This is a genomic window from Sulfolobus sp. B1 (assembly GCF_007050195.1).
Lineage (GTDB): Archaea > Thermoproteota > Thermoprotei_A > Sulfolobales > Sulfolobaceae > Saccharolobus.
Map to the genome: position 1 here is coordinate 1 of NZ_QIMI01000360.1, position 585 is coordinate 585.

Consider the following 585-nt stretch of genomic DNA (forward strand, 5'->3'; position numbering starts at 1 on the left):
ATCCCTTAACGTAAATTTCCATATGAAAAATAGTGAAAGGCTTTGGAGCTCCATTTTAGATATTTACAATTCTATTCTCAACCATCCTTTCCTAGTAGAATTAGTCAATGGTAATCTTGATGAAGAGAAATTCATATATTACATAGTCCAAGATTACATGTATTTAAGGGAATTTTCTAAAGCTTTAGCTCTGTTATCAGCTAAAGCTTATAGCGAGGAACATTCTGCATTATTCATTACACATATACAAGATGCTATTAAGGTTGAGAAAGCTCTACATAAATATTACATTAAGGAATTTGGAGTCAATCTAGAAAACTATGAAATGAGTCCTACCAATCTAGCATATACATCCTATCTATTAGCGGTAGCATATTCTAGACCTTTCATTGAGGTAGTCTCAGCTGTGTTACCCTGTTATTGGATTTATATGGAAGTTGGTAAAGAATTACTAAAGAAAGGATCTAAGAACCCGATTTATCAAAAGTGGATTGATACGTATGGTGGAGAAGAATATGAAAGAGGAGTTAGAGCAGTGATATCAATTTTAGATAATGAAAATGTGAGTGAGAAAGAGTTTAACGA

The 585-nt window shown here is 32.5% G+C and carries 1 protein-coding gene; it reads left to right on the forward strand.

All coding sequences use genetic code 11. From position 1 onward, the window contains the following. Window positions 1-22 precede the first annotated feature (22 nt). Window positions 23-585 (forward strand): thiaminase II (gene tenA / locus DMP16_RS10695; protein WP_143577263.1); only part of this gene is annotated, 563 nt, incomplete at its 3' end.